We start from the raw sequence: 22,970 nt of genomic DNA on the forward strand, positions 1-22,970 counted from the left end.
CTGTTAGCGCGCCGAGACGGAGGCCGAGGTCAGCACGAAGGCCTGCGTCTGGATGGTGCCCGAGCCGATGGTGATGGCGGCCGGCACGCCCGGGTTGGTGGTGAAGCTCACGCCCTCGGGGGCCGCGAAGCTCAGCTCGTAGTTGCCGGGGACGAGGAATTTGAAGCTGGCCTCGAACACGCCGTCACCGTTGAGGTCCGTCAGGGCGATCTCCTCGGCGGCGGGCTCGGCGGCGCCATCGGCGGCCGGCTCGGTGCTCCGGAGCGTGGCGCGGAAGGAGCCCAGCGTCAGGGCGGTGCCGTCCACGGTGGGCAGGGTCACGCCCTCGCCCTGGGCCAGCGTCACGTCCACGCTGCCGCTGAACACGATGTCCGCGCCCTTGATGACCGGCTTCATCACCCACTTGTCACCCTGGCCGCGCTCCTTGCCGAAGCTCTGGGACACGTCGAAGTCCACCAGGATGACCTTCTGCTCGCCGGCCACCTCGACGTCGCCGTCGAACTTCACCTTCACGCCGGAGGAGCTGAAGCTGGGCGTCTGGAGGATGCCGGAGACGGTGGCGCCCTCGGGCAGGCCCGCGTAGTCGTTGGAGGTGGCGTAGAAGCGGCTGCTGCCGTCGGCCTGCTCCACCTCGATGTACGCGCCGGAGATGACGAAGCGCAGCTCCGAGTACTTGCCCTCGGGGACGATGGCGTCCTTGACGATGTCCTGGGTGTCGTTGGCCAGCGTCAGCAGGTTGGTGGTGGTGGCCTCGTCGCTGAGGACCACGCGGCCGCCCTGGCCCTGCAGGTACACCTGGGAGATGGTGACGACGGCGGCCTTGAAGTCACCCGGGGCGTCGGTGAGCTTGATGGTGACGCTGCTCTGGCCGTTGCCGCAGCCGGTGGTGACCAGGCCGAAGGCGAGCGCGAACAGGCCGAGCGTGAGAAGCTGGAGGCGTTTCATGGAGGAAGGCTCCGGGTTGTAGAAGGACCTCATGAGCCCGTGGGCTCATGTGTCCTCCCCAAAGCACTCCCCGTGCCGCGCGCCCGGGCCCCGGATTCCGGCCACTTGCGCGGCCAGGGGCCCGGCGGGTGTACCGGATGGGACAGGGGGAGTGTCCCGGGGCGTTCACTCCCCCTGTCCGCGGACGTCCTACACGCCTGTCACTCTTCAGCGGGCGACTGGACGATGAGCTTCTCCTTGCCGCACACATCGCAGCGCAGGTGGACGAAGAGATCGTCGTCGCTCTCCTCGGGCACCTCGCCCTCGGGAACGCCCAGCTCGGCCTTGCCCAGCGCGGGCACCTTCTTGGGGATGTCGTCGGCGCGCAGCGACTGCACGTACGTCATCTCGCGGTCATGGCACTCGCGCGTCTCGGGGCCGGAGAGCCAGGCCGGCTCCATGCCCTCGGGCAGGCGGCCGAGGAGCTCCAGGTGGTTGAGGGACTCGGCCAGGTAGGCCAGGCGCCGCAGCCGGGCCTCCTCGGGCAGGGCGGAGAACACCTGGAAGCCCTCGAGCAGGGCCTGCCGGTCGTCGCCGGTGGCGAGCTGCGCCAGCTCCATGGCGGGCTCGGCCGACTCCAGCGCTTCCTCCCAGTTGTTGTCCGGGTTGAAGCCGGCCTCGAGCAGCGCGGTGTAGAGCTGGGTGGCGGACAGCCGGCGGCGCACCTCGTGGGTGTGCTCCACCACCTCCTGGGGCAGCCGCAGCTCCAGCAGCGCGCCGGTGGTGCGCGGGTCCACCGAGCCGGTGAGGTCATCCACCGCCAGCTCCTCGCGCAGGGCGTCCTTGAGCACCTTGGCCGCGGAGAAGCGGAAGGAGGGCACCACGCCCACCTCGCGCAGGTACATGGCCGCGAGGTTGGAGTCCTTGGCGCCCATGCGCAGCGAGCGCTGGGCCCGCTCCACCGCGCCGGGGTCCGCCGCGGGCTTCTTGTTCTCCAGCCGCGTCTTCACCGCCTCGCGGTAGAGCGTCTCCAGGGAGCTGCCCGGCGGCAGGCGCGAGGGCAGCAGCGGGCGCAGGCCGGACACGTCCAGCACCCAGAGGGGCGGGGCCCCCAGGCGCTTGAGGGCGCGGAAGAAGAGCTGGCCCGGGTTGTCCTGGGGCTTGAAGGGCGGCAACTCGCCCTCGGCGGACTGCTGCTGCTCGTGGGCGGGGGCCAGCAGGGAGCCCGGGCCCATCACCCTGTCGCGCTGCTCGCGGGTGAAGGCCGTAATCCCCTGCACCGGGGGCGGCGGGGGCGGCGGGGCCTCCTCTCCGTCCAGGCCGGTGACGCGGTCCATGTCCACCTCGTCGAAGTCGGCCTCCTCCAGGCCCCTGGCGCCCGTGAAGTCACAGCGCAGGAGCTTGAGCTTCTCGAAGGTGGCCCCTTCCAGGTTGGCGCCCCGGAAGTCGCAATCCTGGAGGCGGCCGCCGTGGAAGTAGGCGTTGGAGAGGTCCGTATCGCGGAAATTCACCTTGGACAGGTCGCAGCGCTCCCACTCGCTGCCCACCAGTCCCAGTCCGGACAGGTCCGTATTGGCGGAGAAGAGCTGCGCGAAGGTCGCGCCCGTGTGCTCGGTAGGGACCTTGCCGGCCTTGCGCAGTCGGTTCCACTCGGCGCTGCCATTCTGCAGGAGCTGTTCAATCGTGGGGGCTTTCGGCATGGACCCGAATTTATCGGTGTGGTGTGGTCCCTGCGCCAGTCAAATGATCGAGTTCCGAATCGAGGAAGACAGCGCGGGCATGCGGTTGGACAAGTTCCTCCGCAAGAAGCTCGCGAACGTGCCCACCTCCCACCTCTTCAAGATGATTCGCGTGAAGAAGGTGCGGGTGAACGGCAAGCGGGCCCAGCCAGAGCAGCCCCTGGCCGCCGGCGACACCATTTCCATCCGGGGGACCGAGGAGCAGCTCCTCGCCCCCGCCACCCCCGAGGCGCGCAAACCCCCACCCCCTCCCCCCGTGGACCCCAGCGAGCTGGTCATCCTCTTCGAGGACGACTGGATGATGGCCGTGAACAAGCCGAGTGGGATGGCCGTCCACACTGGCAGTGGAATCACCGGCGGTACGCTGGTGGACTATGTGCGCGCCTGGCTGGGGCCCAAGGCAGTGAGGAACGACTTCGCCGCCAGCCCCGCCCACCGGCTGGACAGGGAGACGAGTGGCGTCATCCTCGTCGCCAAGCGCCGCCCGGCGATGGTCCACTTCACGGAACTCTTCACCAACGGACATCCGCGCAAGAGGTATCTGACACTCGTCAAAGGCCGGATGCCGAAGGACTCGGGGGTCATTAACCTGCCGCTCGCTGAGCACCAGCAGACGGCCGAGTCCAAGGCCCGTCGCGGGGTGAACATGCAGGAGGCCGTGACGCGATGGAAGGTCATCAAGCAGTCGGGCGAGGCAGCCCTCCTCTCCTGCGTCATCGAGACCGGACGCACTCATCAGATAAGAAGGCATCTGACGGCCATTGGCCACCCGGTGGCCGGGGACAAGAAATACGGTGACTTCGGTTTCAACAGGGATGTGCGGGCCCGTTGGGGGCTCAAACGCCTGTTCCTGCATGCCGAGTTCATTGAATTTCCCCACCCGGCTCACGGGGGCAAGGTGGCGATAGAGGCGGAGTTGCCCCCGGAGTTGAAGGACGTGCTCAAGCGCGCCGCGCTGGAACCCTCATGAGTCAGAATCCCGAGAAGACCGATCGCTCCGAGTCGAAGCTGGTGCTCGACGGTGTTCCGCCCAAGCGCCCCCTCTGGGTGCGCCTGCTGAAGTTCGCCGCGTGGGCCACCCTGACGGGGGCCACCGCGGCGGTGATCGTGGTGGCCGGCATCTACTACCACTACTCGCAGGGGCTGCCGGACATCCCCAAGGTGGACCAGTACTGGCCGCCCATCGTCACCGAGGTCTACACCGACGACGCGGTGCTGGCCGGCGAGTTCTACCACCACCGGCGCAAGGTGGTGCCCTACGAGCGCATCCCCAAGCGGCTGGTGCAGGCCTTCATCGCCAGCGAGGACTCCAGCTTCTTCGATCACCATGGCGTGGACGTGCTGGGCACGGCGCGCGCCGCCTCCAAGACGATCCGCAAGAAGCTGGGCCTGGGCGGCAGCGTGCAGGGTGGCTCCACCCTGACGCAGCAGACGGCCAAGGCCGTGCTCATCTCCGCCGAGGGCTACGAGAGCGCCACCGCGAAGAACCTCACGCGGAAGATCCGCGAGGCCATCCTCGCCCGGCGCCTGGAGGAGGCGCTGACGAAGGAGGAGATCCTCTACCTCTACCTCAACAACGTCTTCCTCGGGCACCACAGCTACGGTGTGCAGAGCGCGGCGGAGAACTACTACCGCAAGGACGTGCGCGACCTGACGCTGGGGGAGATGACGCTGATCGCCGGCCTGCCGCAGGCGCCCAGCCGCTACTCGCCCTTCCTCAAGCCGGAGGCGGCGAAGAAGCGCCGCTCGTACGTGCTGCGGCGCATGTTCGACGAGGGGATGATTTCGGCGGAGGAGCGCGCCCAGGCGGACTCGGAGCCGGTGAACGTGTACCCGGTGGAGGACGTCTTCCACGAGTTCGCCCCGTACTTCACGGAGCAGGTGCGCAAGAACCTGGTGGAGCGCTACACCAACAAGGTGCTGCTCAACGAGGGCCTGAAGGTCTTCGCCACCATGGACAGCGAGCGCCAGCGCGCCGCGCAGGAGTCGGTGCTCGCGGGGCTGATGGCCATCGACAAGCGCCAGGGCTTCCGCGGGCCGGTGCAGCAGCTGGCCACCAAGGAGGAGCGCGAGGCCTTCCTGACGAAGGCGTCGAGGGCCATGGGCAACGAGCAGCTCCAGGAGAACAAGCTGTACGTGGCCCTGGTGACGAAGGTGGAGGCCGAGGGCGCCGAGGTGCAGGTGGGTCCGCACCAGGGCCTGCTGCCGCTGCTGGGCATGCGCTGGGCGCGCAAGGTGAACCCCGAGGGCTACTACCCGGGGCTGATGCTCACCTCCGCCAGGCGCGTGCTCACCGTGGGCGACGTCATCGTGGTGCGCCACGTGGTGAAGAAGGAACTGACGGACGACAACGTCCAGTTCGACCGCAAGCTGGACAAGGAAGTCCCCGAGGGCGTTCCGCTCTTCCGGCTGGAGCAGGAGCCGGAGCTGCAGAGCGCGCTGGTGTCCATCGATCCGCACCGCCAGTACCTCACGGCGATGGTGGGCGGCTACGACTTCGACGCCAACGAGTTCAACCGGGCCTTCCAGGCGTGCCGCCAGCCGGGCAGCTCCTTCAAGCCGCTGGTGTACTCGGCGGCGCTGGAGCAGCTCGGGTGGACGGGCGCCACCATCATCGTGGACTCGCCCATCGTCGAGCATGACCCCGAGAACGGCGTCGCGTGGAAGCCGGACAACTACAGCGACGAGTTCCTCGGGGACGTGCTGCTGCGCACGGCGCTGGTGAACTCGATGAACATCCCCGCGGTGAAGACGTTCGCGGCGGTGGGGGTGAAGAACATGGCCGAGTGGAGCACGCGGCTGGGCCTCTCCACGCCGATGAACATGGACTTCTCGGCGGCGCTGGGCTCCTCGTGCGTGTACCCGTACGACCTGGCCAACGTGTACGCCGTCTTCAACCGCTACGGCCGCAAGAAGCCCACGTACTTCATCCGCAAGATCGAAGACCGCTTCGGGCGCACGCTGGAGGACCACACGGCGTACGACGACGCGTGGGCGCCGCTGCAGGACCGGGTGGCGGCGGGCTACGCGCGGCTGTTCGAGCCGGGCGAGCAGGTGATGAGCCCCGAGACGGGCTTCATCACCACCACGATGTTGCGCGGCGTGGTGACGGAGGGCACGGGCGGCCCGGCGCAGAAGCTGGGCAAGCCGGCGGCGGGCAAGACGGGCACCACCAACGACTCGTTCGACACGTGGTTCGCCGGCTTCACGAGGGATCTCGTGACGGTGGCGTGGGTGGGCTACGACAAGAACGAGCACCCGCTGGGCCGCTACGAGACGGGTGGCCGCGCGTCGCTGCCCATCTGGCTCAACTACATGAAGCCGGCGCTGGCGGCGCGTCCCCAGTCCGAGTTCTGGCCGCCCGAGTGGCTGCGCGAGAACATGATGCTGCTGCGCATCGACAAGAAGACGGGGAAGATCGCCTCGTCCGGGTCGAAGGACGCCGTCAACATCTGGTTCAAGAAGGGCACGCAGCCCGAGGACGTGGCCCCCGAGAAGGGCTCGGTGGGCGTGCAGGACTTCATCATGGGCGCGCCGTAGTCAGCGCGTCTTGCGCATCGCGGCGTCGAAGAGGGCGTTGGGCAGTTGCTTCAGCAGGCCCATGACGCCGGCCATCTGCCAGGGGAAGGCGTACTGCGCCTCCCCGCGCAGGATGGCCTTCGCCATCAGCTCCACGGCCTCCTCCGTCTCCAGGAGGAAGGGCATCTGGAACTTGTTCTGCGCCGTCATCTCGCTCTTCACGAAGCCGGGATAGAGACAGGTGACCTGGACGCCGGTGCCCCGCAGGTCCACGCGCAGGCTCTCCATGAAGGTGGAGAGGAAGGCCTTGGAGGCGGAGTAGGCGGCGTTGCGCGGCAGGCCCCGGAAGGCGGCGAGGCTGGCCACGCCGACGATGTGGCCCCGCTTGCGCTCCACCATCCGCGGCAGCACGGCGCTCAGGGTGGCGGCGGCCCCGGTGACGTTGACGTCGATGGTCTTCTGCACCGTGTCCCACTTGATGCGCTTGCCGGACGTCTCCTGGCCGAAGCCGGCATTGGCGATGACGAGGTCCAACCCGCCACAGGCGGCGTCCAACTCGCGGATGCGGGCGAGGGTGTTGTCCGGGTCTGCGACGTCGAGCTCCACCGGCTCGACGTGGGCGTTGGCCGCGCGGGCCTCGTTGGCGAGCGCCTCCAGGTTCTCGCGGCGCCGGGCCGCGGCGTACACCTTGACGCCGCGCCGGGCGAACCAGAGCGCCATCCCGCGTCCCAGGCCACTCGAGGCTCCCGTTATCAGCGCCGTGCGATAGCTCATCTCCGCCATGTGTGCTTCCTCCGGATGTGCGGGCGACTTCCTGCCACGGAACGCCGGGGCGCGGGGAAGGAAAGCGACGCGGTGCGGCATGCGGTGGACACGAGCAGGCGGCCATCCGGGCCCCCGCCTCGTGGGCCGCCCCTGGGGCGGGCGATGCCCGGGGGGCGGTCATGCTGCCGAGCAAAGCGGCCCTCCCATCTCCACGGTGTGTCGACTGCTCCCGGCGGGGGGCTCGGCGAGGAGGGTTCACATGGGATTTCTAGACCGCATCTTCGGTGGGGGTTCCCGCTCCATGAAACCGGAGCGAAGCAGGACGGCGGTTCCCTCCGCGGATGATCAGGCGCTGGCGCGTTACCGGTATCTGCTGCGGACGGCACCGCCGGAGGCCATCGAGGAGGCGCATGCCGAGGCCTTCGCGCGGCTGACGCCGGAGCAGCGGGGGCGGGCGCTCCGGGAGCTGGGCCAGGAGCTGCCTCCGGCGGAACGGAGCGCGGCCGCCTCGAATGACCCGGACCCTCGCGCGCTGGCGAGAATGGCGACGCGGGCCGAGCTGCGCCGGCCCGGGACGCTGGAGCGCTCCTTCGGGGGAGGCGGCCTCGGCGGCATGTTCGGGGGGAGCCTGTTGGGCAGCATCGCGGGGACGGTGATCGGCTCGGCGATTGCCCACCAGTTCCTGGGTGGTTTCGGCGGCGGCTCCTGGGGGGACGAGGGGGGAATGGACTCCACCGCGTCGGAGGACGCGTCCGCCGGAGACGACGCGGGCTTTGGAGAGGACCTCGGCGGCGACCTGGGCGACTTCGACCTGTGACGCCGTTATGGATGAACGAAAGGAGGACGTGACATGGCTTGGGACACGGCTACTGGGGGGATGATCGCCGCGGACGCGCCGCTCTCGGAGCGGACGGCCTTCATCCGGAAGACGTACCTCCATCTCGGGGGCGCGGTGCTGGCCTTCATCGCGCTGGAGGCGGTGCTCCTCAACTCCCCGCTGGCGCGGCCGCTCGTGCAGACGATGCTTGGCGGGCGCATGAGCTGGCTCATCGTCCTGGGCGCCTTCATGCTCGTGGGGTGGGTGGCGGATCGCTGGGCCCGGTCCGCGGCCTCTCCGGCCATGCAGTACCTGGGGCTCGGCCTCTACGTGGTGGCGGAAGCCATCATCATGCTCCCGCTGCTCTACGTGGCCGCGTACTTCTCCGGGGACCCGAACATCATCGCCAAGGCGGGGGTACTCACCGGGCTCGTCTTCGTGGGGTTGACGGGAACGGTCCTGCTCACCCGGCGAGACTTCTCGTGGCTCCGTCCCGCGTTGACGGTCGCCGGATTCGCGGCCCTGGGCCTGATCGTCGTCTCGATTCTCTTCGGCTTCACCCTGGGGACGCTCTTCGCGGCGGTGATGGTCGTGGTCGCGGCCGGGTACATCCTCTATTACACGTCCAACGTCCTTCATCACTACCCGGTGGGCTCCCACGTCGCGGCGGCGCTGACCCTGTTCTCCTCCGTGGCCCTGCTGTTCTGGTACATCCTGCGGATCTTGATGGACCGGCGCTGAAGTGAACGAAGGCCAGGTGTCGGGGAGGGCCCGGGGCTCCGCGTGGCGGAGGACCGGGCCCTTCTTGCGTTGAGGCGTTCTCCTCCAGAAGGCTGACCCTCCCGGGCGCGACTGGCTCCAGCTGGTCCGACTGTTGGACCAGTTGCTCGAGCTCGCGCCCGGAAGCCGCTCTGGTGCCGTCATGGGAGCCTGCTCGCACGCGCGTCGTGTTGGGGACAGCGCAAGTACCTCGGAGGGCAGGGTGTTGGGCGGCGAATTCGAGGCGAGCTTACGGTCCCGGTCGGGTGGCGTGGAGCGTGCGTTCACCTGTCCTGGAGTCCCAGCCGGAGTCTTCGGCCGACGGAGTCTCCGGCGGGGAGCGGGCCGTGGGAGGGGAGGGCGTGGTGGGGAAGGCGGGGAGTGGCTTGGGGGGACGTGTCGGGATGGGCCTGGTGCTGGTGCTCGCCGCCGCGGAGGGCTCCGCGTTCGCGCGGGAGAAGCGGGCGCCTGAATCACCTTCGCTGGAGGCGGGCATCGACGCCTTTGGCGTGGCGATGCTCCATCCGACGAAGGCGGGCGGAGAGGTGTGGACGCTGGCGGCGGATCCGAGGACGGATGCCCGCTTCGACCCACGGACGCCGCTCACGCGTAATAGGGATGGCTCCTGGAAGGTGCGGGACAAGCAGGTGCGGATGCACGTCTACACGTCGACGGGATACGACACCGCCGCCATCGCCACCTACGACCGCGAGGTGCTCGCGAGCAGCGGCTTCATGCAGGCGCCCAACGACTGGAGGAACGTGGAGATGACGGGCTACGTGCGGGTGAACTCCGGCGGCAAGCGGGACGAGAACCTCTCCTGGCAGGCGCGCGGGGGTGAGCACTCGGACGGACGGCCCTGCGAGGGCTCCGCCTACCACGGCGCGCTCCACTACGACGGCCAGGTGCGGTGGCAGAAGGAGTCCTGGCACGTGAGCTACGCGTCGTCGCCGTACGTGCAGGCGACGAGTGCGCTGCGCGGCCGGTGGGTGGGCTTCAAGGCCATCCTGCGCAACGCGCCCACCGCCGAGGGGACAACGGCCGTGCATCTGGAGCTGTGGCTCGACACGAGGGCGGACGGCGTCTCGTGGGTGAAGGTCTACGACCTGGTGGATGACGGGCGCTGGGGCGGAGCTGCGTCCTATTGCGGAGGCGCCGTGGACGCCATGCCCATCACCTGGGGAGGCCCCATCGCCGTCTTCCGCTGGGACGGGGCGAACGACGTCGACTTCAAGTGGTTGAGCGTGCGGGAGATCGAGTAGCCCTCCCGGGCGAGCGCTTCACGAACTTGTCCAACTGTTGGACAGGTTTTCGAAGCTCGCGCCCGGCGGGTCCTCCCTCCCGCCTCTACTTCTGCACGATCGTCTGCGCCATCTTGATGGCCTGGTCTTGGGATGCGGACGTGTCGAGCTTCACCACGTGCGGCACGGTCAGTCCCTTCTGCGCCGCGGGCCGCTGCTCGATGGCCGCCAGCCAGCGTTGCAGGTTCGGCAGCCCGTCGACGGACACGCCCGCCCAGTCATGCACGCGCACCCACGCCCAGTTGGCGATGTCCGCGATGCTGTAATCGCCCGCCAGGTACTCGCTCTCTCCCAGCCGCGTGTCGAGCACCGTGTAGAGCCGCCGCGTCTCGTTCTGGTAGCGCGTGATGGCCGCGGGAATCTTCTCCGGGAAGTAGCGGAAGAAGACGTTGGCCTGTCCCTGCATGGGCCCCACGCCCGCCATCTGGAACATCAACCACTGTGTCACCCGCGAGCGCCCCTTGCGGTCCGACGGCAGCAGCTTTCCCGTCTTCTCCGCCAAGTAGAGCATGATGGCTCCCGACTCGAACACCGCGAAGTCTCCCTCCTCGCGGTCCACGATGGCCGGAATGCGCCCGTTGGGGTTGAGCTTCAGGAACCCGGGCTGCTTCTGCTCGCCCTTGCCGATGTCCACCGGCTTCACCGTGTACGCCAGCCCCAACTCCTCCAGCGTGACGGACACCTTGTGCCCATTGGGCGTCGCCCACGTGTAAAGATCGATCATGCGCCGAACACTCCCTGCAGCACCTCGCGGTGGTAGTTGGTGCTGCCCGTGTGCGTGGAATGCCACTTCGCCGACTGGCTCAGCCGGTTGACCACCGCCTCGAACTCGGCCTGGCTCACGTCGCGCAGCGACATGTACAGGCGCACCGCCCCTTGCAGGTACGAGAAGAGCGGGTGCGCGTCCGTCCCGTCCGGCCTGCGGCGAAGCTGGCGGAAGAGCCGCTCGAACTCGTCATCCGTCTCGGGCCTGCCCTGCGCCGCGCAGTAGTTGGCGGCCGTCGACTCCATCAGCAGGAAGAAGGGCTGGTACTGCGGCGGCGGCGTCCGCGACAGGTCCGGCGGTACCGCCGAGCCCGTCCACAACTGCGAGACGGGCTTGAGCTGCACGAGGATGAGTCCCTCGTTGCCCATCACCGGCACCTCCCCCTGCACCTTCATCACCCGCTTGCTCTCGTCGCGCTGGATGGCCACGCGCAGCATCTCCGGCTGCTCCACCTTCAGGCCCGCGCGCTGCAACTTCTCCACGGCTTCACGATCCACGTCTCACCCCAGCACCTGTGAACGTCGTCCGGGTCTCCACTCTGGCGCTCCTCACCGGCCCAGCACGGACCAGTAGGGCTTGAGCGCCTCACGGCTGCGCTGCAGCGCCGCCGCCGCTTCCCTCGAGACCCCTTTCGGGAAGCTGTCCTTCGTCACTCCCGCCATCACCTCCACGCAAGCGTGCACCGACTGCGAGAGGCCCTCCAGCGAATAGCCGCCCTCCAGCATCAGCGCCAGCCGCCCCTTGCAGGCGCTCTCCGCCACGTCCCGGAGCGCCGTGCACATGGCCGCGAAGCCGCGCTCGGTGAGCCGCATGCCGGCCAGCGGGTCATCGCGGTGCGCGTCGAAGCCCGCGGACACCAGCACCAGGTCCGGCTTGTAGGCCTGTGCCACCGGCAGGAAGAGATCCTGGAAGAGCGCCCCGTAGTCCGCGTCCGTCGCGCCCTCGGGCAGCCCGCAGTTGATCGTGTAGCCGGTCCCCGGGCCCTCGCCCACCTCGAAGGGCGCGCCCGAGTCCGGGTAGTAGGGGTACTGGTGCACCGACATGTAGAGCACGTCGCGCCGCGCCCAGAAGGCCGCCTGCGTGCCGTTGCCGTGGTGCACGTCCCAGTCGAAAATCAGCACCCGCTCGGCGCCCTGACGGCGCGCGGCCTCCGCGGCGATGGCCACGTTGTTGAAGAGGCAGAAGCCCATGGCCCGGTCCGGCTCGGCGTGATGCCCCGGGGGCCGCACCAGCGCGAAGGCGTTGTGCGCCCGTCCCGCCATCACCTCCTCCACCGCCTCCACCGAGGCCCCCGCCGCCAGCACCGCCGCGTCATACGTGTCCGGCGAGGTCAACGTGTCCGGGTCGATCACCTCGTGCCGGCCGCGCATCCCCCGCAGGGAGTCGCGCAGCCGCCGGGTGTGCACCGCGGCGAGCTCCTCCTCGGTGGCCGGGCGAGGGGCCCGTCGCTCGGCTCCCGTGATGGGCTCCATGTTGAGCAGATCCAGGATGTGGGACAGACGCGCGGGACACTCGGGGTGCTCCGGGCCCGGGTCGTGCCGGAGGAAGAGGGGATCGGTCAGCAGCAGCGTCTGGGTCATGGAGCGGGCTCCCACCCATCCAGTATGGCGCGGACCTGCTCGGGATGCCCGCCCTCTCTCTCTCCGAGCAGGGGACTGACTCCAGCCCACCCCGGTGGGACCGCCGGTTTCTTGCCCTTCGAGGGTCAACCTTCCTACAGTCCCGAGGCCTTGCTCCGACGCCTGAAAAAGCCCGGCCTCCGGGTGTCCCTCTTCGGTTTGTTCACCGTGGCCCTGTTCATCATCCTCGGGGCCCTCTACGTCTCCATCTCCTGGCAGGTCTCGAACTACCTCGAGTCCCGGCTCATGGATCATGGCCATGCCAAGGCCCGGGAAGCTCGCCACCATCCTCACCCGGCCGGACGCGGACACGTTCGCCATGCGGGCCATCGGTGGGCTGTCCGAGGCGGACAAGGACTTCACGTACGCCGCCATCGTCTCCAGCAACGGGAGCATCCTCCTGGAGGGCGGCGCGCAGCCCGAGCGGTTCACCGAGCTGCTCGGCCAGCTCTCCCGGACGGGGGCGGCGGCGTCCTTCAAGATGCCCAACGGGGACTGGCTCCTGTCCCAGCCCGCTCAGGGGCCGCAGTGCGGGACCGGGGCGTGCCAGATCGCCGTGGTGGTGGACTTCGCGCCCCTGCGCGACATCCTCAGTGAGCTCACCGCGCTGCTGGTGGGGGCCTTCATCATCGGCATGGGCGTGGTGGTGGGCCTCATCTACTTCGTCACGAACAAGCTCATCCTCCGGCCGTTGGACCGGATGATGGCGGTGGCCCGCAGGATGGCCGAGGGCGACCTCACCAGCCGGGTGGCGGTGGATGCCACCGGGGGCGGCGAGCTGGGCCAGTTGGCCGAGGCGCTCGACAGCATCGGCCAGTCGCTGCGCAAGACGCTGGGCCAGGTGCGCGGCGTGTCCGAGGTGGTCTCCGGCGTCATCGAGCAGCTCTCGCGCGCCGGCACCACGGTGTCCTCGGGCGCCTCCACCATCCAGGGGCGCGTGGAGGAGACGTCCTCGTCCATGGAGCAGATGCTGGCGTCCTTGCGCGGCATCGCGGAGAACGTCGAGGTGCTCTACCAGAGCGCCGAGGAGAGCAGCTCCTCCATCATGGAGATGGCCGCCACCAACGACGAGGTGGCCGAGAACGTCCAGGCCATGGCCGCCAGCGTGGAGGAGACCACCAGCGCCATCGAGGAGATGACGTTCTCCATCAAGGAGGTCGCCAAGAACATCGACGAGCTGCGCGACTCCACCCAGGAGACGAGCTCCTCCATCAGCCAGATGGACAGCTCCATCGGCCAGGTGGAGGCCAACGCCAACGAGACGGCGCGCCTGTCCGAGCAGGTGTCCGAGGACGCCAAGACGGGCGTGGACGCCCTGCGCAAGACGATGCAGGGCATGGACCGCATCAAGGAGTTCAGCCTCGGGGCCTCGGGCGCCATCGACAGCCTGGGCCGGCGCATCTCCGAAATCGGCAACATCCTCAACGTCATCGACGACGTGGCCGAGCAGACCAACCTGCTGGCGCTCAACGCCGCCATCATCGCCGCGCAGTCGGGCGAGCACGGCAAGGGCTTCGCGGTGGTGGCCGATGAAATCAAGGACCTGGCCGAGCGCACCGGCGCGTCCACCAAGGAGATCGCCGACCTCATCAGCCGCGTGCAGGAGGAGAGCCGCAACGCGGTGCAGGTGATGAACCAGGGCGTGCGCAACGTGGAGGAGGGCGTGCAGCTGGGCCGCGAGGCCGAGGGCACCCTGCGCAAGATCAACGACAGCGCGCAGAAGTCCACGCAGATGGTGAAGGCCATTGCCCGGGCCACGGTGGAGCAGGCGCGCGGCAGCAAGCAGGTGACGCAGGCCATCCACCGCATCTCCGAGACGGTGCAGATGATCTCCAAGGCCTCCAACGAGCAGGCCAAGGGCGGCGAGCAGATCATGAACAGCGCCGAGCGGATGAAGGCGATCACCGCGCACGTGCAGCGCAGCAGCCAGGAGCAGGCGCACGGCAGCAAGCAGATCACCCGCTCCATCGAGAACATCAACGAGATGGTGACGCACCTCAACCGCGCCCAGAAGGAGCAGACCAAGGGCAGCGAGCAGGTGCTCAAGGCGGTGGAGGCCATCAAGGGCGTGTCGGAGCACCAGACGCGCTCGGTGAAGGGGCTGGAGGAGGCCATCGACAGCCTCCAGCGTCAGTCCGAGGTGCTCCGCGCCGAGATCCGGCGCTTCAAGGTGTAAGCCAGCACCCACCCCGTGGAGGGGCACATGTCTTCGCCCCGAGTGGTCTCAGAGCGCACGGTCGTCTTCCTGATTGGCGCGGTCCAGTTCGTCAACATCCTGGACTTCGTGATGGTGATGCCGCTGGGCCCTGACTTCGCGGCGGGGCTGGGCATCCCCACCAGCCAGGTGGGAAACATCGGCGCGGCGTACACGGCGGCCGGGTGCGTGGCGGGTGTGGCGGGCAGCTACTTCCTGGACCGCTTCGACCGGCGCAAGGCGCTGGCGGTGGCCATGCTGGGGCTGGTGGTGGCCACGGCGGCGGGAGGCTTCGCCACGGGGCTCACCTCGCTGCTGGTGGCGCGGGCGATGGCGGGCCTGTTCGGCGGCCCGGCCACGTCGCTGGCCATGTCCATCATCGCCGACCTCATCCCGCCGGAGCGGCGCGGGCGGGCCATGGGCGCGGTGATGGGGGCCTTCTCGGTGGCGTCCGTGCTGGGCATCCCCATGGCCCTGAAGGTGGCGCACTGGGCGGACTGGCGCATGCCCTTCTTCGCGGTGGCGGGCCTGGGGCTGCTGCTGGTGGCCGCGGCCATCTTCTTCCTGCCGCCCATGCGCGGGCACCTGGAGCGCCGGCAGGGCCCCACGGTGAGCGTGAGGGATTTGTTCACCCGCCCGGACGTGCTCCAGTCCTACTCGCTGACGGCGCTGCTCAACGTGGCCGGCTTCGTCATCATCCCCAACATCTCCGGCTACGTGCAGCGCAACCTCGGCTATCCCCGCGAGGAGATTGAGATCATCTACTTCGTCGGCGGCCTGGTGAGCTTCGTGACGCTGCGGGCGGCCGGCAAGGCGGTGGACGCGCTGGGCTCGTTCCGGGTGGGCACGGTGGGCTCGCTGCTGTTCATCGGCACGCTCTACATCGCCTTCCTCCACCTGCCGGCGGGCGTGCCGCTGGTGGCCGTCTTCGCGTGCTTCTTCCTGTCCAACGGGGTGCGCAACGTGTCCTACAGCACGCTCACCTCCCGGGTGCCGGAGCAGGCCATCCGCGCGCGCTTCATGTCCTTCCAGTCGGCCGTGCAGCACCTGGGCGCCGCGGCCGGGGCCTCCCTGTCCTCGAAGCTGCTGACGGACCTGCCCGACGGGCAGCTCGGGGGGATGAACCAGGTGGTGCTGGTGTCCATGGCCCTCACGCTCATGGCGCCCGCCCTGTTCTTCCTGGTGGAGCGCCGGGTGCTGGCGCGCGACCGGGTGGCCGCCACCCCGCTCGCCCCCGTGCCCGTGGTCCCCGGCGCCCCCCGGTCCTGAGGAGGCAAGCGGACAGGGCGCGGTCCAATCGGGTTGCACCCCGCCGTCCGGGGCGCGATAACCCCGGGGCGGTTCCTCCTGGAGCCATCCGCTCATGTTCAACGTCGGCGCAGGCGAACTCATCCTCATCGTGGTGGTGGCACTGCTCGTCCTCGGACCGCAGAAGCTGCCCGAGTTCGCGCGGACCATCGGCAAGTTCGTGCGCGAGTTCCGCCGGCAGACCGATGAGGTCCGCACCGTGGTGGAGCGCGAGTTCTACAAGATGGACCAGGAGATCATGGACGAGCCCCGGCCCCAGGTGCACCCGCCCACCCCGGCGGCGCTGCCCTCGCCGGTCCCCGCCGCGCCCCTGTCCGTGACGCCGGCCGCCGCTCCGGAAGCCCAGGCCGCCACCCCCGCCGCCGCCGCCGCTCCGGAGGCCGCCGAGGCCGTGGCCCTGGCCTCGGCTCCCCCTTCTCCCACCGCCGAGCCGTCCACCCCCGGGGCCGCGGAGCCGGACGCCCTTCCGCGTCTGGAGCCCGTCCCGGGCACGGTGGCGCGCAACGCCCCCAAGAGCGGCTAGCCCTCGAGATTCGCGCCCGTGGATAACGACCTTCGGATGAGTCTGGCGGAGCACCTGACGGAGCTCCGCTCCCGCCTTCTCAAGTGCACGATCGCGGTGCTGGTGCTGGGCGCCGCGGCGCTGGTGTTCGCCAAGCCCATCTTCGGCATCCTGATGAAGCCGGTGCTGGACGCGTTGCCGCCCGAGGGCCGTTCGCTCGTCTACACCTCGGGCATCGAGGAGCTGAACGTCCTGATGAAGGTGGGCGTCTACTGCGGCATCTTCCTGACGACGCCCGTCATCCTCATGCAGATCTGGGGCTTCGTGTCGCCGGGGCTCTACCCGGACGAGCGCCGGTACGCGGGACCCTTCGTGTTCCTGGGCTCGTCGGCGTTCCTGGCGGGGGCGCTGTTCTGCTACTTCGCGGTGCTGCCCTCGATGTTCAAGTTCCTCCTCAACGACGAGGTGGGCCTGGCCATCTCCCAGCGGCTGGACGTGGGGCGGCTGAGGGCGGACGACGCGTTGCGCTTCCTGCGGATTGGGGACGCGGAGCGGGCGGGGGTGCTGGCGATGGAGGCGAGCACGGCGCTGAAGGCGGACGGGGTGGGACACATCCCGGAGGCCTCGCGGGCGCCCGCGGAGAGCGTGGAGCTGTCGGCGCGGCTGGAGGGATTGGGGCGGCTGCTGGACGCGGCGGCGGACGGCTTCGAGGGGCCGGCGCGCCACGCGCTGCGGCAGTCGGTGGCGCAGCGGGCGGAGGCCGTGGAGGAGTACGCGAAGGAAGACTACGGGAAGTCGGCGGCGGCCATGGAAGAGGCCGTGAGCCGGCTGGCCACGGGGGCGCCCACGCATGCCAAGGAGCTGGCGGGACTGTGGCGGCTGGAGAAGGAGCTGGCGCTGGGCAAGGCGCGGCACGTGGCGGCGTCGTGGACGAAGCCGATGCTGACGATGAACGAGCAGCTCTCGCTGGTGCTGCTGCTGCTCTTGTCCTTCGGCATCATCTTCGAGCTGCCGCTGGTGATGGCGCTGCTGGGCCTGGTGGGCATCGTGAGGGCGGGCTTCCTGATGAAGTACCAGCGGCACGCCTTCGTGGTGTGCCTCATCGCGGCGGCGATCCTCACGCCGACGGGAGACGTGGTGAACCTGTCGCTGATGGCCGGGCCGATGCTGCTCTGCTACGAGATGGGCGTGCTGGCGGTGTGGCTCATCGAGCGTCGGCGCTCGAAGCAGGAAGCCGAGACGAGCATCACCCCGACGACGGGAGCCTGAGCCCAATTTCCCCTCTCCCCTCGGGAGAGATTCCGTCTGCTCCAGCAAGAGATTTTGTCATGTAGGTGTTGGGGAGGGAGGGGCTGGGGGAGGGAGGGGGTAGAGGAAAGGCTGGCGGCGCTTGGCGACGCTGTAGATGACCAGCAGCAGTTTGCGCATGCAGGCCACCAGGGCGACCTTCTTGCGCTTGCCGCGAGCCAGCAGCCGCTCGTAGTAGTCCTTGAGCAGGCCGTTGGAGCGCACGGCGGTGAGGGTGGGCATCCAGAGGGCGGCGCGCAGACGTGCGTCGCCAATGCGGCACAGGCCCTGGCTGGAGGGGGTGCGTTTACCGGAGTGGGAGACAGCCGGGGCACAGCCGACGAAGGACACCAGGGCGTTGCCGTCGGGGAAGACAGAGGCCGGGTCGCCCACGGAGGCCAGCAGGCGCGCCACGGTGGTAGGGCCCAGGCCGTCGATGCTGGTGAGCAGCGAGCCCAGCTCGTGCTTGTCCACCAGCAAGCCGATGTCGTCGTCTGCCTGGCGCAGCCGTTGACGCAGTCTGGAGAGGTCCTCGCAGGCGTACTTGACGCCCTGCTGGAAGGGGGCGGCATGGTGGGCGCCCACCGAGGCCGTGGCGGCCTGCTGGAGAGTGCGAGCCAGGGGAAGGCCGACGAAGTGGCGGCCGTCGGACTTGAGGTTGGAAATGGCCTTGAGACGAGCGTGAGCGAAGGCCTGGGCAGTGGGGTACTGGCAGAGCAAGGCACAGGCCAATTCGGTGTCGAGCTTCACGTGGCGGGTGAATTCGGGGAAGCCCAGGTCCACCAGCCGGTGCAGCTGGCGCAGCTTGACGCCGTGGTCCTCCAGCAGCCTGTCACGCAGTGACACGGCCTCCTTGAGCCTCGGCCAGCACGCTGTCGGGCAGGTGCGAGGACTGGAGGCGTTTTTCCTGGGCGAAGCGCGCGATGCTCAGCGCATCCAGGGCATCCGTCTTGGCTCGGCGCAGGTCCTCGCCAGCGTAGCGGTGGGTGCGTAGTGGATTGATGAGGGCCACCGCGTAGCCACGTGCCAGCAGGGCCGCCACCAGGTTGCGCCAGTAATGGCCCGTGGCCTCCATGGCCACCAGCACCTGCTCGGCCGGGCCCAGCGCCTGCCACAGTTGGCCATAGCCCTCCTGGTCCTCACTCACGAGCAGGGGTTTGCGCTCCACCCCTCCCTTGGCGTCCACTACTGCCACTGCGTGCTTCTCCGCGCCTATGTCGATACCGGCGTAGCGCTCGTACTGCTTCACCTGACTCCTCCTGGACGCAACACTCCGGGAGCCTCGAGCCCGATGTCCCTGCCCACCCTTGTCTATACGGGGACTGGCCGCGGGGGCCGCCCCAGGATTCCGTCCGGGCAATGAAACATCGGTCGAGGGCGCCAATCTCTCCCGCGAGGACTCAGCCTCCAGGGACGGTGCGGCGACCCTCTCCCGATTGCGTCGGCGCCTACTTACCTCAGAAGTCGCCGACTTGTCAGGTACATACAAGGGACGGGGTGAGGGTATCGAGGCTTCCGGGTTGAGCCCTCTCCCTCTGGGAGAGGGACGGGGTGAGGGTCAGCAGGCCCGTGTCTCTACGGACGCACGGATCTCCAGTCCGTATCACTCGCGCTCTGCATCTGGTTGAGCCAGTCCAGGAGCACCACGCCCTGCGAGCTCTGGGCCCCCGGGTTGAGCAGCATCGTGTGGGCCTGGCCGGGGGTGAGGAAGGAGCGGGTGTTCGGCAGCGGCGAGAGCACCGTGGCGTCGAGATCCCTCAGCGCGGCCTCGAAGGCGGTGGGGGTGAGCTGCAAATAGGTGCGGATCGTCTGGTCCTGCAGCGAGGACAGGAGCGCCATGCGGTCGTTGGGGTACTTCCTGGCGAGCGCGGGGTAGAGCGCCGAGTAATCCTCCTTCACGGCCGGGTCGAGGGCATCCATGACGGCGTCGTAGTTCCAGGCCTTGGCCCATTCGGCGCGGAGGCTCGCGGACATGGCGCTGCTCTTGAACAGCGGCCCGGAGTCATCGATGAGGAAGACCTTGGCGTTGGGGAAGGTGGAGCGGACGAAGTCGTAGTTGAGCGCCGCGCCGAAGCCGCCGGCGCTCGAGCCGGTGACGACGACCTGCTCGGGGTTGGGGAACGTGGAGGCGATGCGAGCGAGGAAGGCCTCGGTGTTCACCCTCCCCTTGTGGTGGAACGTCGTGGAGGTGGAGCCGACGGTGTAGACGGCGTCCGAGTTGCCGATGTGCAGGTCCCCGGTGCAGTACGGGATGAAGAAGTAGTTCCAGTCCTTGAACGGGTTGTTGGCGAGCTCCCGGTCGAAGATGGAGCCCGAGCTGATCCGCGAGCTCAGCGCATCGAACTGGGTCTGGGTGAAGGGCCCGTGCGCGGAGGTGTTGAGCTGCAGGCAGGTGGCGGCGTTCCAGCAGGCTCCGCCGCCGTTGAAGAAGATGAGCAGGTTCTTGCTGTCGCTGAGGTTGGCGCCGAGCCCCGTGGGCGTGCCCTCGTCACAGGTGGAGTTGGAGAAGTCGATCCAGCTCCAGGTGTGCTGGGGGGTGGAGATGGGCGGTTCCGCGGGGGGCGTCACGGGCTCGGGGTCACACCCCGTGCCCACGACCATCACCGCGGCGAGTACAGCCAACAGCTCTCGGGTCTTGTTCGTGTGCTGCATCGTTCGTCCTCGCGTGCTGCAGGGGAGGCGGGAGGATAGAGGAAGGTCCGGCGTCGGACAGCCCGGCCGTCACGTGTGTGCGCGGTGCCACAGACGCCGCGTGTGTCCTGCCCCTCGACGGGCCCGTTGCCCGAAGCTGCCGGTGCAGGCGGCAACACGGGAGGAACGGACATGCGGAAGATGCTCTGGGTGGCAGTTGGACTGGCGCTGGCGGGGTGTGGCGAGTCTCGCGCGACGGCGGAACTGGTGAACACGAGCGGCCAGAAGGTCGGCACGGTGACGCTGGTGCAGCGGGGAGACTCGGTGGAGCTCCAGGTCGAGGCCACCGGACTCGACCCGGGCCCGCACGGCATCCACTTCCACCAGGTGGGCCTGTGCGAGACGCCGGGCTTCACCAGCGCGGGCGGCCACTTCAACCCGCTGGACAAGCAGCATGGGCTGGAGTCACCCACCGGCGCGCATGCCGGGGACCTGCCCAACCTGGAGGCGGACGCGAGCGGCAAGGCCTCCTACAAGACCACCACCAACCGGGTGAGGCTCGACGAGGGACAGCTCTCCATCTTCGATGCGGATGGCACCGCGCTCGTCATCCACGCCAGCGCGGATGACCAGGTGACGGATCCGGCGGGTAACTCGGGTGCGCGGGTGGCCTGCGGTGTCCTCGCGCGGGACGAGTAGGAGACGGCTCAGAAGGAGAATCCCACGCGGAGCAGGTGGAGGTTGAGGCCCAGCGCGAGTCCCAGCCTGGGCTCACCCGTCTCCGTGTGATTCCCGTCGATGAGGAGGAAGAGGGGGCAGGTCCTCGATTCGGCGGCCCGGGGCCTCGTGTGCCAGGGGGTCCGGGCGGGAGGGCGGAGCCTGACATCGTGTCTCCCGCCCCTTGGGTGGCCGAGGCGTCACAGGCGTGGTACGCAAGCAGCCGATGGTGACTCTCCGCCGCCGCCTGGCGATGAATCTGCTGTACCTCCGTGCGCTGCTGCGTCGCTTCCGCACGACGGTCCTCATGGCGGTGTTGCTCTTCGGCTGCATGCCGCTGGTGTACCGCTGGCGCTACGTCGGGCCGGACGGGCACGGGGTGAGCCTGGGCAAGGCACTGCGCCACGTCTACTTCCTGCTCTATGGCGAGCCATCGCTGGACGTGGATGACAGCCTGTTGATGTTCCTCGACATGGTCATCCCGCCGGTGGGCATCGCGGTGCTCGTCGACGGCGTGGTGCGCTTCGCCTATCTCTTCTTCGCCAAGCACCGGCAGGACAAGGAGTGGTTCGAGGTGATCTCCGAGACGTTCAAGGGGCACGTGGTGGTGTGCGGGGCGGGGAGGGTGGGGTACCGGGTGGTGGTGCAGCTGCGCTCGCTGGGCAAGGACGTGGTGGTGGTGGAGAAGCGCGAGGAGGCGGCCTTCGTGTCGGTGCTGCGCGACGAGCAGGTGCCGCTGCTCATCGACGACATCCGCAGTCCGCAGTGCCTGCCCCGCACCAACGTGAGCAAGGCGGCGGCCATCGTCTGCGCCACGGACGACGACCTGGCCAACCTGAACATCGCGCTGGATGCGCGCAGGATGAACCCGGACATCCGCGTAGTCATCCGGCTCTTCGATGACGACCTGGTGGCCAAGGTGCGCGACACCTTCAAGGCCGAGGCGCTGAGCAGCTCGTCGCTGGCGGCCCCCGCCATGGCGCTGGCGGCGTTGGATCCGCGCATCATCCACTCGTTCCGCATTGGCACGCACCTCATGGTGGTGTCCGTCTTCGAGGCGCGGGAGGGGCTGCCGGGGCTGACCATCTCCGAGATACGGGATCGCTTCGGAGGGCTGGCGCTGTCCATGCGCCGGGGAGGGAAGGGCGACGAGTGGCTGCACCCCTCCGGCGACACGCGCATCGAGGTGGGGGACGCGGTGACGCTCCAGGCCGAATACAAGGACTACAAGCAACTGCGCGCCTTCACCCTGGAGCCGGACGCCCCCGTGTACGCCCATCACGGCGGGAGCTGAGCCCGGCCTTCACTCCTCGCGGTGCTGGAGGCGCTCCAACTCGGCCGTCAGCTCCGCGATGCGGCGCTCCGCCTCCTCACGCCGCCGCGCCTCCTGCTCGCGCAGCCGTGCTTCCTCGTCCACCCGCTGCTGCACCTCCTTCAGCTTCTCCTGCATCCGCTCCACCAGTTCCCCCGATTCCAGCAGCAGCGCGTTGCCCGACCACAACCGCAATTGCGCCCCCACCACCTCGAACTCCAGCCCCAACACCTCCGAGGTGTAGCGGCCCTGCTTCGTCTCCATCCGCTCGTACCGTCTCGCCCCGGGCTCCGGTAACCGGTATCCCTCCAGCCGTTCCCGGGCCCGGTCGTAGATGAAGTACTCGGGAATGCCCAACCGCGCGTAGCGCTCCACGTTGTATTCGGCGTCCTTCTTCCGGTCGCCGCCCACGTGGACCTCCAGCACCCAGTCCAGCCCCTTGCCCTCGGCGCTCACCACCCACTTCTCCCGCTCGTGCGTCTCCACATCGAGCACCACCAGCAGGTCCGGGGCGAAGCGGCGCTCGCCCGGGTAGTAGATGGGCAGCTCCGCACCGATGTACACCTTGCGCCGCTGGTGGCTGAAGTAGCCCTCGAGCAGGTCCAGTGTGCGCACCTTGGCCCGGAGGTGCTTGTCGCCCTCCGGCATGGCCATCTCGTCCCACGTCACCTCTCCGGGCAGTGACGCCACCACCCGCTCCTGCTCCTCCGGCCCCATCGCCTCCCACTCCTCTTGTGTGGGCGCCCGGGGGAAGGCGTCCCCACCCTCTTGTGTGTGCCGTCCCATGCCTTCAAGCCTGCGACGGGTGAC

Annotated in this window: 21 protein-coding genes; 11 read left to right on the forward strand and 10 right to left on the reverse strand. The window is 68.9% G+C overall.

The features are described from left to right. Nucleotides 1-3 precede the first annotated feature (3 nt). Together ACN28I_RS39775 and ACN28I_RS39780 are read right to left on the reverse strand one after the other, a co-directional pair. Nucleotides 4-945: a DUF4382 domain-containing protein gene (locus ACN28I_RS39775; protein WP_420947103.1), complete on the reverse strand. Its 942-nt coding sequence runs from the start codon at nucleotides 943-945 to the stop codon at nucleotides 4-6. Nucleotides 946-1,145: 200 nt separating this feature from the next. After that, entirely contained in the window at nucleotides 1,146-2,624 is a 1,479-nt protein-coding gene (locus ACN28I_RS39780; protein WP_420947104.1) for a pentapeptide repeat-containing protein, read from the reverse strand. A 43-nt stretch (nucleotides 2,625-2,667) separates the two neighbouring features. Between ACN28I_RS39780 and ACN28I_RS39785 the strand changes: the two genes are divergently transcribed. Together ACN28I_RS39785 and ACN28I_RS39790 are read left to right on the forward strand one after the other, a co-directional pair. Further along, complete coding sequence (locus ACN28I_RS39785; RefSeq protein WP_420947105.1) at nucleotides 2,668-3,633, forward strand: RluA family pseudouridine synthase; 966 nt, start codon at nucleotides 2,668-2,670, stop codon at nucleotides 3,631-3,633. Beyond that, complete coding sequence (locus ACN28I_RS39790) at nucleotides 3,630-6,203, forward strand: penicillin-binding protein 1A (protein ID WP_420947106.1); 2,574 nt, start codon at nucleotides 3,630-3,632, stop codon at nucleotides 6,201-6,203. Before ACN28I_RS39785 ends, ACN28I_RS39790 begins: the two co-directional genes overlap by 4 nt. Here ACN28I_RS39790 and ACN28I_RS39795 read toward each other — a convergent pair whose 3' ends face one another. Next, entirely contained in the window at nucleotides 6,204-6,956 is a 753-nt protein-coding gene (locus tag ACN28I_RS39795) for an SDR family NAD(P)-dependent oxidoreductase (protein ID WP_420947107.1), read from the reverse strand. A 292-nt stretch (nucleotides 6,957-7,248) separates the two neighbouring features. Here ACN28I_RS39795 and ACN28I_RS39800 point away from each other — a divergent pair, with 292 nt between their 5' ends. The 3 genes from ACN28I_RS39800 to ACN28I_RS39810 all read left to right on the forward strand — a co-directional run bounded on the left by ACN28I_RS39800 (nucleotide 7,249) and on the right by ACN28I_RS39810 (nucleotide 9,785). Then, the gene (locus ACN28I_RS39800) at nucleotides 7,249-7,764 is read left to right on the forward strand and encodes a hypothetical protein (protein WP_420947108.1); all 516 of its coding nucleotides are present in this window, start codon (nucleotides 7,249-7,251) and stop codon (nucleotides 7,762-7,764) included. A 33-nt stretch (nucleotides 7,765-7,797) separates the two neighbouring features. Continuing rightward, nucleotides 7,798-8,505 (forward strand): Bax inhibitor-1 family protein, encoded by a 708-nt coding sequence (locus ACN28I_RS39805; protein ID WP_420947109.1) that lies wholly within the window; start codon nucleotides 7,798-7,800, stop codon nucleotides 8,503-8,505. 296 nt (nucleotides 8,506-8,801) lie between these two features. Continuing rightward, complete coding sequence (locus tag ACN28I_RS39810) at nucleotides 8,802-9,785, forward strand: carbohydrate-binding protein (RefSeq protein ID WP_420947110.1); 984 nt, start codon at nucleotides 8,802-8,804, stop codon at nucleotides 9,783-9,785. Between the two features lie 85 nt (nucleotides 9,786-9,870). Here ACN28I_RS39810 and ACN28I_RS39815 read toward each other — a convergent pair whose 3' ends face one another. The 3 genes from ACN28I_RS39815 to ACN28I_RS39825 are packed head-to-tail and all read right to left on the reverse strand — an operon-like array spanning nucleotide 9,871 to nucleotide 12,170. After that, nucleotides 9,871-10,548, reverse strand: a complete 678-nt coding sequence (locus ACN28I_RS39815; protein ID WP_420947111.1) for a glutathione S-transferase family protein — start codon at nucleotides 10,546-10,548, stop codon at nucleotides 9,871-9,873. Beyond that, nucleotides 10,545-11,087: a hypothetical protein gene (locus ACN28I_RS39820; RefSeq protein ID WP_420947112.1), complete on the reverse strand. Its 543-nt coding sequence runs from the start codon at nucleotides 11,085-11,087 to the stop codon at nucleotides 10,545-10,547. Before ACN28I_RS39820 ends, ACN28I_RS39815 begins: the two co-directional genes overlap by 4 nt. Nucleotides 11,088-11,138: 51 nt before the next feature. After that, on the reverse strand, nucleotides 11,139-12,170 hold the full coding sequence (locus ACN28I_RS39825) for a histone deacetylase (RefSeq protein WP_420947113.1): 1,032 nt from the start codon (nucleotides 12,168-12,170) through the stop codon (nucleotides 11,139-11,141). 298 nt (nucleotides 12,171-12,468) lie between these two features. Between ACN28I_RS39825 and ACN28I_RS39830 the strand changes: the two genes are divergently transcribed. The 4 genes from ACN28I_RS39830 (at nucleotide 12,469) to ACN28I_RS39845 (ending at nucleotide 17,482) form a co-directional block, all read left to right on the forward strand. Continuing rightward, complete coding sequence (locus ACN28I_RS39830) at nucleotides 12,469-14,385, forward strand: methyl-accepting chemotaxis protein (protein WP_420947114.1); 1,917 nt, start codon at nucleotides 12,469-12,471, stop codon at nucleotides 14,383-14,385. A gap of 27 nt (nucleotides 14,386-14,412) precedes the next feature. Further along, nucleotides 14,413-15,672 (forward strand): MFS transporter, encoded by a 1,260-nt coding sequence (locus ACN28I_RS39835; protein WP_420947115.1) that lies wholly within the window; start codon nucleotides 14,413-14,415, stop codon nucleotides 15,670-15,672. Nucleotides 15,673-15,766: 94 nt separating this feature from the next. After that, entirely contained in the window at nucleotides 15,767-16,234 is a 468-nt protein-coding gene (gene tatB / locus ACN28I_RS39840; RefSeq protein ID WP_420947116.1) for a Sec-independent protein translocase protein TatB, read from the forward strand. A gap of 36 nt (nucleotides 16,235-16,270) precedes the next feature. Next, entirely contained in the window at nucleotides 16,271-17,482 is a 1,212-nt protein-coding gene (locus tag ACN28I_RS39845; protein WP_420948803.1) for a twin-arginine translocase subunit TatC, read from the forward strand. Between the two features lie 57 nt (nucleotides 17,483-17,539). On the opposite strand, the gene ACN28I_RS39850 is transcribed toward ACN28I_RS39845, so the two are convergent. The 3 genes from ACN28I_RS39850 to ACN28I_RS39860 form a co-directional block, all read right to left on the reverse strand. After that, on the reverse strand, nucleotides 17,540-18,346 hold the full coding sequence (locus ACN28I_RS39850) for a transposase (protein ID WP_420942185.1): 807 nt from the start codon (nucleotides 18,344-18,346) through the stop codon (nucleotides 17,540-17,542). Then, nucleotides 18,333-18,749 (reverse strand): IS110 family transposase, encoded by a 417-nt coding sequence (locus ACN28I_RS39855; RefSeq protein ID WP_420942184.1) that lies wholly within the window; start codon nucleotides 18,747-18,749, stop codon nucleotides 18,333-18,335. The genes ACN28I_RS39850 and ACN28I_RS39855 overlap by 14 nt, the downstream gene beginning before the upstream one ends. Before the next feature lie 326 nt (nucleotides 18,750-19,075). Further along, nucleotides 19,076-20,152 carry a pectin acetylesterase-family hydrolase gene (locus ACN28I_RS39860; protein ID WP_420947117.1) on the reverse strand — a complete coding sequence of 359 codons (1,077 nt, stop codon included), beginning with the start codon at nucleotides 20,150-20,152 and terminating at the stop codon, nucleotides 19,076-19,078. Nucleotides 20,153-20,323: 171 nt separating this feature from the next. Here ACN28I_RS39860 and ACN28I_RS39865 point away from each other — a divergent pair, with 171 nt between their 5' ends. Together ACN28I_RS39865 and ACN28I_RS39870 are read left to right on the forward strand one after the other, a co-directional pair. Next, nucleotides 20,324-20,830 carry a superoxide dismutase family protein gene (locus ACN28I_RS39865; RefSeq protein ID WP_420947118.1) on the forward strand — a complete coding sequence of 169 codons (507 nt, stop codon included), beginning with the start codon at nucleotides 20,324-20,326 and terminating at the stop codon, nucleotides 20,828-20,830. 244 nt (nucleotides 20,831-21,074) lie between these two features. After that, complete coding sequence (locus tag ACN28I_RS39870; protein WP_420947119.1) at nucleotides 21,075-22,142, forward strand: potassium channel family protein; 1,068 nt, start codon at nucleotides 21,075-21,077, stop codon at nucleotides 22,140-22,142. A 9-nt stretch (nucleotides 22,143-22,151) separates the two neighbouring features. Here ACN28I_RS39870 and ACN28I_RS39875 read toward each other — a convergent pair whose 3' ends face one another. After that, nucleotides 22,152-22,946: a Uma2 family endonuclease gene (locus ACN28I_RS39875; protein WP_420947120.1), complete on the reverse strand. Its 795-nt coding sequence runs from the start codon at nucleotides 22,944-22,946 to the stop codon at nucleotides 22,152-22,154. Nucleotides 22,947-22,970 lie beyond the last annotated feature (24 nt).

This window comes from Archangium gephyra (assembly GCF_049060025.1).
Taxonomy (GTDB): domain Bacteria; phylum Myxococcota; class Myxococcia; order Myxococcales; family Myxococcaceae; genus Archangium; species Archangium gephyra_A.

What these genes read in the sequence shown, in the direction of transcription:
- ACN28I_RS39775 (WP_420947103.1), bottom strand. Translation starts at nt 945, where the DNA reads ATGAAACGCCTCCAGCTTCTCACGCTCGGCCTGTTCGCGCTCGCCTTC.
- ACN28I_RS39780 (WP_420947104.1), bottom strand. Translation starts at nt 2,624, where the DNA reads ATGCCGAAAGCCCCCACGATTGAACAGCTCCTGCAGAATGGCAGCGCC.
- ACN28I_RS39785 (WP_420947105.1), top strand. Translation starts at nt 2,668, where the DNA reads ATGATCGAGTTCCGAATCGAGGAAGACAGCGCGGGCATGCGGTTGGAC.
- ACN28I_RS39790 (WP_420947106.1), top strand. Translation starts at nt 3,630, where the DNA reads ATGAGTCAGAATCCCGAGAAGACCGATCGCTCCGAGTCGAAGCTGGTG.
- ACN28I_RS39795 (WP_420947107.1), bottom strand. Translation starts at nt 6,956, where the DNA reads ATGAGCTATCGCACGGCGCTGATAACGGGAGCCTCGAGTGGCCTGGGA.
- ACN28I_RS39800 (WP_420947108.1), top strand. Translation starts at nt 7,249, where the DNA reads ATGAAACCGGAGCGAAGCAGGACGGCGGTTCCCTCCGCGGATGATCAG.
- ACN28I_RS39805 (WP_420947109.1), top strand. Translation starts at nt 7,798, where the DNA reads ATGGCTTGGGACACGGCTACTGGGGGGATGATCGCCGCGGACGCGCCG.
- ACN28I_RS39815 (WP_420947111.1), bottom strand. Translation starts at nt 10,548, where the DNA reads ATGATCGATCTTTACACGTGGGCGACGCCCAATGGGCACAAGGTGTCC.
- ACN28I_RS39825 (WP_420947113.1), bottom strand. Translation starts at nt 12,170, where the DNA reads ATGACCCAGACGCTGCTGCTGACCGATCCCCTCTTCCTCCGGCACGAC.
- ACN28I_RS39830 (WP_420947114.1), top strand. Translation starts at nt 12,469, where the DNA reads ATGCCAAGGCCCGGGAAGCTCGCCACCATCCTCACCCGGCCGGACGCG.
- ACN28I_RS39835 (WP_420947115.1), top strand. Translation starts at nt 14,413, where the DNA reads ATGTCTTCGCCCCGAGTGGTCTCAGAGCGCACGGTCGTCTTCCTGATT.
- tatB (WP_420947116.1), top strand. Translation starts at nt 15,767, where the DNA reads ATGTTCAACGTCGGCGCAGGCGAACTCATCCTCATCGTGGTGGTGGCA.
- ACN28I_RS39845 (WP_420948803.1), top strand. Translation starts at nt 16,271, where the DNA reads ATGAGTCTGGCGGAGCACCTGACGGAGCTCCGCTCCCGCCTTCTCAAG.
- ACN28I_RS39860 (WP_420947117.1), bottom strand. Translation starts at nt 20,152, where the DNA reads ATGCAGCACACGAACAAGACCCGAGAGCTGTTGGCTGTACTCGCCGCG.
- ACN28I_RS39865 (WP_420947118.1), top strand. Translation starts at nt 20,324, where the DNA reads ATGCGGAAGATGCTCTGGGTGGCAGTTGGACTGGCGCTGGCGGGGTGT.
- ACN28I_RS39870 (WP_420947119.1), top strand. Translation starts at nt 21,075, where the DNA reads ATGGTGACTCTCCGCCGCCGCCTGGCGATGAATCTGCTGTACCTCCGT.
- ACN28I_RS39875 (WP_420947120.1), bottom strand. Translation starts at nt 22,946, where the DNA reads ATGGGACGGCACACACAAGAGGGTGGGGACGCCTTCCCCCGGGCGCCC.